At 61.4% G+C, this 7,657-nt stretch carries 5 protein-coding genes; 2 read left to right on the top strand and 3 right to left on the bottom strand.

What is annotated here, in order from left to right; translation table 11 throughout:
- Window positions 1–232 precede the first annotated feature (232 nt).
- On the top strand, window positions 233–2,296 hold the full coding sequence (locus ACZ6YA_RS05615) for a hypothetical protein (RefSeq protein WP_465896089.1): 2,064 nt from the start codon (window positions 233–235) through the stop codon (window positions 2,294–2,296).
- 92 nt (window positions 2,297–2,388) lie between these two features.
- The gene (locus ACZ6YA_RS05620) at window positions 2,389–2,739 is read left to right on the top strand and encodes a hypothetical protein (protein WP_465896092.1); all 351 of its coding nucleotides are present in this window, start codon (window positions 2,389–2,391) and stop codon (window positions 2,737–2,739) included.
- Window positions 2,740–2,824: 85 nt separating this feature from the next.
- Here ACZ6YA_RS05620 and ACZ6YA_RS05625 read toward each other — a convergent pair whose 3' ends face one another.
- Genes ACZ6YA_RS05625 through ACZ6YA_RS05635 form a run of 3 tightly spaced genes read right to left on the bottom strand, consistent with a single transcriptional unit; the run spans window position 2,825 to window position 7,601 of the window.
- Window positions 2,825–4,009 (bottom strand): HlyD family type I secretion periplasmic adaptor subunit, encoded by a 1,185-nt coding sequence (locus tag ACZ6YA_RS05625; protein WP_465896094.1) that lies wholly within the window; start codon window positions 4,007–4,009, stop codon window positions 2,825–2,827.
- Window positions 4,006–6,171 (bottom strand): type I secretion system permease/ATPase, encoded by a 2,166-nt coding sequence (locus tag ACZ6YA_RS05630; protein ID WP_465896096.1) that lies wholly within the window; start codon window positions 6,169–6,171, stop codon window positions 4,006–4,008. The genes ACZ6YA_RS05625 and ACZ6YA_RS05630 overlap by 4 nt, the downstream gene beginning before the upstream one ends.
- Window positions 6,168–7,601, bottom strand: coding sequence for a TolC family outer membrane protein (locus ACZ6YA_RS05635; RefSeq protein WP_465896098.1), 1,434 nt, complete (start codon window positions 7,599–7,601; stop codon window positions 6,168–6,170). Before ACZ6YA_RS05635 ends, ACZ6YA_RS05630 begins: the two co-directional genes overlap by 4 nt.
- Between the last annotated feature and the right edge of the window lie 56 nt (window positions 7,602–7,657).

Consider the following 7,657-nt stretch of genomic DNA (forward strand, 5'->3'; position numbering starts at 1 on the left):
CCGGGCAATAACTTTTCCATAGAAGCAACGGCCACTATACGGACTTGAGCAGGAGGCGCACCTGGCAAAAATGCTAGGTTACAGCAATTGCCAACAGGCCTAAATTGACATGGCAGCTAAACGTTGCATCGAACATTCGATGTCTGGCGAGCAGCCTTCTGGGGCCCCTCATGGCCGCGCTAAAGCTGGCGTGCTCACTCGTCTGGATGACAACATTTTGAGGGAATAGTTAATGGACATACTTACGCTACCGCCATTCACAGTGACCGGCCGCCATACGGTGCGAAACTTTATTCCCATTGCGCTTCTGGATAATAGGCTCGAAGTTGTCATTGACCTGACCGACCCTGCGGTAGTACTCAGGCCAGGTTCGACACTTCAACTTCTGTGGAATAATCAGCCTATTGGCGCGCTCGTGGACATTGTTATCGGGCTACGCATCTATACGCTCTTCTTTGAAACTGCTGATTTCCCGCCCCATGATTTAAATCCTGTTGTGGGCTCGGACGTTACCGGGACATTGGATTACGTCCTTGTTGATGGTCAGAACTTCGATGAATCTTATTCTATAGCGCCTCTTCAAGTGCGATTCGACCGCCGGCGGCCGGGCGGCATCTTGTTGCCACCCGTTGCTCTTACCCCAGAGCAGCAGGTCAGGATCACCGAGGACGATCTGGTCGATGGACAACTGCCACTGGCAATCGGGGCGTATGCGCGTATCGCACTCTTCGACAACCCGCAGATCTGGATTGGGACCGACCCCGCGGATCTGGCTTCGGGCAACTGGATCGTGGACACAGATCAGCGCGTTACCGACGTGGATCTAGGGGCGATCATCAATGTCCCGCGCAGCGCACTGGAGGCGGCAGGTGATGGTCCGCGCTTCGTCAGGTACCGCGTTTTTGACGAAGCCGGCAACATTAGCGTTATCTCCCAGCCGGTGGAGATCAACGTTGGTCTGCAGATGGTCGTGATACTTCCGCCGGTGGTACCGGAGGCCGCCGATGGTCTCGTCACCTATTCCGATGCGAACGCGGCTGTGCAGGTCAACATTCCGCGCTACGCCAATGCGGCACCTGCGATTGCGGGGGACGTCATTGAACTGCAGTGGGGAGCGCAGCGGTTTACCCATACCGTAGTCGCAGGCCAAGAAGGCAGCGATCCACTGTGGACGTTCGATGTACCTCTGGCATCCGTCAGGGCGCAAGGCAATGGTGAGGTCGTGGTCAGTTGGCTGATGCGGCGTAATAATGTGCCCACGCTTTCTGCTCAGATTGCTGTCCAGGTTGATCTTAGGACGCCTGGCGGCGAGGACCTGACCCCAGGAGATCCTGTACATAGCAATCTTCGTCCGCCTGTATTTGTATGTAACGGGGGCCCGGATAATACTGTCAGAGCTGCGGATTATGGCCAAGATGGTACGGTCACCGTTCCGCATTTGGGAGCAACTGATAATGCTGTGATCTGGCAGGCTGGCGACAGGGTTCAGCTGCACTGGCAGTCGATTGCCGACCCTGAGGTCAGAATGCCCCCGAGAGACATCCAGGTGGGCGGCGAGAATGCTGACATCACCGACTACGGGGTTCCTTTCGCCACCGTCATTGATGTGACGGGCGTCGGCACTTTCGAGTTGTGGTATACCGTGACCCGAACACTCCTCGCTGGCCCGCCCGCGGTCACTGAGACTTCGGAATCACCTCGTGTGAGGGTTGTGGTAGCTTCCGGTGCCTCCTTGCCTGGCGGTGGCACGCTCGCACACGCGCGAGTCCCCCGTTGCGATACCGGAGACGCTGATGATGAGACCGGTGAACGCAACAACAATATGATTACCCGCAGGATGATGCAGCCGGGCCCACTGAGTGGACGCTTGCCAGTCCCTGCACCACAGCCAACCACGGTCGTGTTCCGTATTCCGCTGACAGGCGTCAGTAATATCGAACTGGCTATCAACCCTAGATACTATTACGATTTTGTCGGTTACACCCTCGATCCGGCAGATACCACCATTGTCCATCCCACTTCCCCGACGGATACGCCCACTGTAGGGCTCGGCGCAGTTATTGAAGGCTCGAGGGTACAAGTGAAAAAGGACGCGGCTATCCTGTTGACATTAAATGATTTGAATCGAGGCTATGTCGATGTGCCGGTGCCTTATGCGAACCGAATTAACCTAATCTGCACAGGTTTTGCATCGATCGATTATGGGTTGAAGACGGATGTCGGCCACACTGATGCCGGAAGACGCTGGATCTATTGCGCGGTGAACATAGCCGGGGGTGTATGCCCGATCAACTGAATCATATCCATGACAGAGGTAACTGGCCCCGAATTGACAGGTGGATGTCAGTTTGCCTATTTTCTTAATGTAGCGAATGAAGAGAGATAATCATGGCTGATAATCAAAGCTCGAACCTACCTCCCCTTGATGTTTTATATGTCCATCAGCGAAAAATCAAAGATACATCTTTGGTGGGTGGAAAGTTGGAGGCTCAAATTTGTCCCTACAGTGGTTGGGCAATAGGCCAGCGCATCAAGCTGTGGATTGGAAGCGCAGATGATGAGCGCGAGGGCGAGTACCTGAGTCCAGAAGTTTCGGTGGTTGAACACGATAAAGGTCTTAAGGTGTACTTTGCTGCGGACCTTTTACGCAAGTATAATCATCGAAAGATAGGCTTAGGTTACAACGTCAATGGCGGAAAAGTGTCTAGTAAAGTTATTCTCGACGTAGACATTAGCTAAGCGAAAACGCGGTAATTGGCTGTTGAAATAGTTGCCTGGTCAACCTCATGATGGGCCAGGCAACTGTTCGAGGGGGCTTGCAAACCTAGCGTTCGCGCAATGCTTCCCGGGCTCGGTTCAGCGGTTTGATCAGGTAGTCGAGAATAGTCTTTTCCCCGGTGCGGATATCCACCGTGGCCACCATCCCCGGCACGATTGCGAAGTGCTTGCCAGCCTTGTTCTGCAAACTGTCCTGCTCGGTGCGGATGAACACCCGGTAGTAGTAGATCTCAGGTTTCACCTCGTCCTGCAGGGTATCTGGTGATATTCCCACCACCTTGCCTTCCAGTCCGCCGTACACCGAATAGTCATAGGCGCTGATCTTCACCTTGGCCGCTTGGTCGGGGTGGATAAAGGCGATATCGCGCGGGGCGATGCGCGTTTCCACCAGCAGGCGCTCATCCATCGGCACAATCTTCATCACCTGCCCACCGGGTTGCACCACGCCGCCCAGGGTGTTGACCTCGATATCCTTGACGATTCCACGCACTGGTGAGCGCAGGGTCAGGCGGGTCAGCGAATCACTGCGTCCACGGATGACCTCTGAGAGGCTATCGGCTTCGGCACTGGCCTTGGCCAGCTCTTCCCGCGCGCGCACTAGGTAATCGGAGCGGGCTTCGTTGGCCTTGAGTTCAAGTTCCGAGCGCTGACGGTTAAGGCGGATGACCTCGACCCGGCTTGAGGCGCCCATCTTGGCCAAGTTTTCGGTGATTTTCAGCTCGCTGCGCACCAGGCGCAGCGAATCCTCGATGCCGGCCAGCGTCTGCTCCAGGCCACGGCGGCGTGTCTGGTACAGCGCGGTTTCGGCTTCGATCAGGTCGGGCGAATCGTGCAGGCTGTCGGGGAATACCAGCGGCTTGCCGGCGACTTCGGCGCGCAGCCGCGCCACGCTGGCCTTGGCTGCCCTGTACTTGGCTTCGCTCTCGCCGACGCTGGAGGCGGTCTTGGTCGGGTCAAGCTGGGCCAGTACCTGGCCGCGCTCGACCAAGTCGCCTTCGGCGACGTTCATCTCGGCGACGATGCCGCCTTCGAACGACTGGATCACCTGCTCGCGCGAACTGGGGATCACCTTGCCAGTGCCGGTAGATACCTCAGTCACTTCGAACCAGGCGGCCCAACCGAGAAACGCGGCGAGCATCAGCGCGCAAACGGTGATGATGCGGCCCGCGCGCAGTACAGCCTGGTCGTCCTGGCCATCCAGATAGGAGGCAGGGAGTTCGTGGTTGCTCATGCCTGCGCTCCTTGCAGCTTGGCCAGCGCGGCGTCGCGCTTGTCGTCGATGACGATGCGCCCGCCGTCGAGCACGATGATCCGCTCGACCCGTTGCAGCACGCTCAAACGGTGGGTGGCGATCACCAGCGTGCGGCCCTGGCAGAAGCGGTCGAGGTTATCCAGCAGCTTGCGCTCGGTCATGTCGTCCAGCGAGGCGGTGGGCTCGTCCAGCAGCAGCACCTGCGGCTGACGCACTAGCAGGCGCGACAGCACCAGCGCCTGGCGCTGCCCACCGGAAAGGCCTACCCCGCCTTCGAGGATCAGATGGTCCATGCCCTTGGGCAGGCGGCGCACGAAGTCCAACGCTCCCGTGGCGGCCAGCGCCGCTACCAGTTCCTGATCGCTGGCCTGGCCCGCGCCAAGGGTGAGGTTTTCACGCAGGGTGCCGTGGAACAGCCGTGCATATTGCGGCAGCAGGCCAACGTCACGGCGCAGGTCGGCGGGGTCCAGATGGGCCATGGCGATGCCATCCAGCGTGACTTCACCTTGCACCAGGTCCATTGCGCCGCCTAGCGCTTGCAACAGGGTCGACTTCCCGGCGCCGTTGCGTCCCAAAACGGCGATGCGCTCGCCCGGCTGGATATCCAACTGGCCAATGTTCAGCACTGGAGGCGCCTCCGGGTCATAGCGGAAGTTGGCCTGGCGCAGCTTGTACTCGCCGCGGATGGCCGGCAGGTGCACACGGGCTTCGCCCTCGGGGTGGTCGACCGGCGATTGCATCAGCTTGTCCAAGCCTTGCAGTGCGACCTTGGCCTGCTGCCAGCGGGTCAGCACGTGGGTAAGTTGGGCCAGCGGCGCCATCATCCGTGAGGACAGCATGGACGCGGCGACCAGGCTACCGGTGGTGAGGTCGCCAGCGATCACCATCGGTGCGCCGATGACGATCACCACGGCAAACACCGCGCCTTGCACGTTCTGGGTCCAGGTCACCAGGCCGTTGGTCAAGGTGCGCAGGTGCAAGTTGGTGTGCGCGCAGGCGGCGTTGTACTGGTTCCACTGGCGCTCGAAACGTGCCTCGGCCTGCAATGCCTTGATTTCGTCCAGGCCTTGGATGCTTTCAACCAGCATGGCGTTGCGCAGCGAGGATTCGCGCATTGAGGCGTTGGCCAGGCGCGCCAGGCGACGTTGTGCCAGCAGGCCGGGGATGACCATGGCCAACAGCGCCACCAGCGGGATGAACACCAGCACGCCGCCGATCAGCCAGAACACGAAAAGGAACAGCAGGAAGAATGGCAGGTCGGCCAGCGCGGTGGCGGTGCTGGAGGTGATCAGGTCGCGGATCGACTCCAGCTCGCGCAATTGCGAAATGAACGAGCCGGTGGATTTTGGCCGCGCCGAATTACGCAGCCGCAGGGCATGGCCGTAGACCAGGTCCGACACGCGCAGGTCAGCGCGCTTGCCGAGCAGGTCGGTGACCTTCAGGCGCAGCAGGCGCATGCTGAAATCGAATACCAGCGCCAGCACCACGCCGCCAAACAGCACGTACAAGGTCGGCAAGGATTCGGCGGGGATCACCCGGTCATACACCTGCATTGAAAACAGCACGCCGGCCAACGCCAGTACGTTGGCCACCAGGGATGCGACCATCACCTGGCCGTAGGGGCGCAGGTCGCGCAGCACGATGCGAGCGAACCAGTGGCGGTCGTAAGGTGCGGTGTAGTCGTCGGTACGCACGTCACGCAACGGCCGCGCCGGACGCATCAGCGCCACGCGGTTGATGCGTCCTTCCAGGGCTTCGCGGGGCATGCGCGAAGTCAGGCTCTGGTCTCCGGCGAATACCACGGCCAGCTCGTTATCCTCGGTCACCGCTTCGACCACAGCCAGCTGGCCATCGTCGAGCTCAAGCACCAGTGGCGTACGCCATTGCTTCAAGGCCTTGGCGTCGAAGCGCACGAAACGCAGCGCCAAACCTGCCTGGCGCGCCATGTGGCGAAGGATTTCGTCCAGCGGGCGGGCGTCTTCCACGGCCGCCAGGCGAATGCGCTGGGGCGAGACATCCAGGCGATAGTGGTGGGCGACCTGCAGCATCACCTCTAGCCAGGGACCGAGGTCGGGGCGATGGACCACGGCTTGCTCGGGGGGCTGTTGACTGGTTTGGCTCAGGTTGACGGTATCGTTCATGGCTCGATCTCCACCCCTTGCAGGTTGCGCCCTTCAAGGCCAAAGGCCATGCGCAGGGCGCCGGTGTTGTACAGGCAGTCGACATCCAGGCGCAGCAGGTCGGCACGCGTGCCGGCGAGTTCGAAGCGCGACTGGTAGATTTCCTGCTCGGCGTTGAGCAGGTCGAGCAGGGGGCGCGTGCCCAGGTCCAGGTATTGCCGGCCGTAAAGTACGCGGGCTTCCTGGATGCTGGCCTGGCGCGCTTCCAGCGAGCTCAGCCGGCGGCCCAACCCCGAGGTCTGCGCCATGGCTTCAGCCAGCCCGCGGCGTGCCTGCAGGCGGGCGGCGTCTTCGGCCGAATCGGCGGCGGTCAGGGCGTGCCCGGCGGCGCGGCTGCGGGCGCTGATGGCGCCGCCCTGGTAGATGGGCACTTCGACGTTGAGGTAGATGCCGGCCTGGGTGCGGTCGATGCGGTTGTTGTCGCGGTTGTAGTCGTCGTCCAGGTAATGATTGACCTGCGGCTGCAGCGACAGCGTCGGGTAGGCCTCTGCCTTGGCCTGCGCAAGCTCGGCTTTGGACTGCGCGCGCAGCGCCAGGGCCATGAGCACGGCGGGCAGGCGGTCGTCGCCGTTGGCCGGGCGCTTGCAGGACTGGTCGAGTTCCGGTGGCGATTCTTCGGCCAGGGCCGGGGGCGATACGCGACCCAGCAACGCGGCGAGGGTCGAGCGCCAGCGTTGGTATTGCGCCTGGTATTCCTCAAGCGTTGCGCGCGCGCCCTCCACACGGGACTCGGCCTGTACCAGGTCGGAGCGGGTGCTGGCGCCCATGTCGCTGCGCTGGCGAGCCAAGCCGGCGATGTCGCCGACGCCGCGAATCTGCTCGCGAGCAATGACCATGAGTTGTTCATAGCGGCGGGTTTCGATCCAGGCATAGGCGGTGTCGCGGGCCAGGTCGTCGACCACCAGCAGGATGTTGGCCTGGGCCCGGGCGGCCGCAGCATGGGCCGCATCCACGGCGCTGTCGACCTTGCCGAAGTCGTAGAGCATTTGTTTCAACGACAGGTTCACGGCCTGGCTGCTGCGGTCGCCGCCGTAGCCGGTGTCGTAGCCAGTGCGGATGCCGCCGGAAATCTGCGGGTAGTAACCGGCGCGGGCGACGTTGATGCCTTCGCCTTGCTTGTACAGGTTGCCGATGGCTTCGGCGATGCTCGGGTGCCACTGCGCTGCTGCCAGCACCGCTTCGCTCAGCCCCAAGCGGTCGCCATGGCTAGCGGCCTGTCCGGACGGCGGGCGGGCGGGGATGGCGTCGGGCGCGTCACGTAACAGTGACGGCCCGATACTGCGCAGGGTGGGGTCTATGTCGTCGGCTGCGTGTGCAACCGGGTGGAGGTTCAACGCCAGGAGCCCGAAGGCGCCCAGTAACAGCGGTGACAGCGGACTGCTTGGCTTCACAGAGTTCCCTTACTGCTGATCGTCCTTGCCGCCGGGCATGGCGCCCGGCGGGTTAC

The sequence above is a fragment of the Pseudomonas sp. NPDC090752 genome, assembly GCF_055584805.1.

What these genes read in the sequence shown, in the direction of transcription:
- ACZ6YA_RS05615 (WP_465896089.1), top strand. Translation starts at nt 233, where the DNA reads ATGGACATACTTACGCTACCGCCATTCACAGTGACCGGCCGCCATACG.
- ACZ6YA_RS05620 (WP_465896092.1), top strand. Translation starts at nt 2,389, where the DNA reads ATGGCTGATAATCAAAGCTCGAACCTACCTCCCCTTGATGTTTTATAT.
- ACZ6YA_RS05625 (WP_465896094.1), bottom strand. Translation starts at nt 4,009, where the DNA reads ATGAGCAACCACGAACTCCCTGCCTCCTATCTGGATGGCCAGGACGAC.
- ACZ6YA_RS05630 (WP_465896096.1), bottom strand. Translation starts at nt 6,171, where the DNA reads ATGAACGATACCGTCAACCTGAGCCAAACCAGTCAACAGCCCCCCGAG.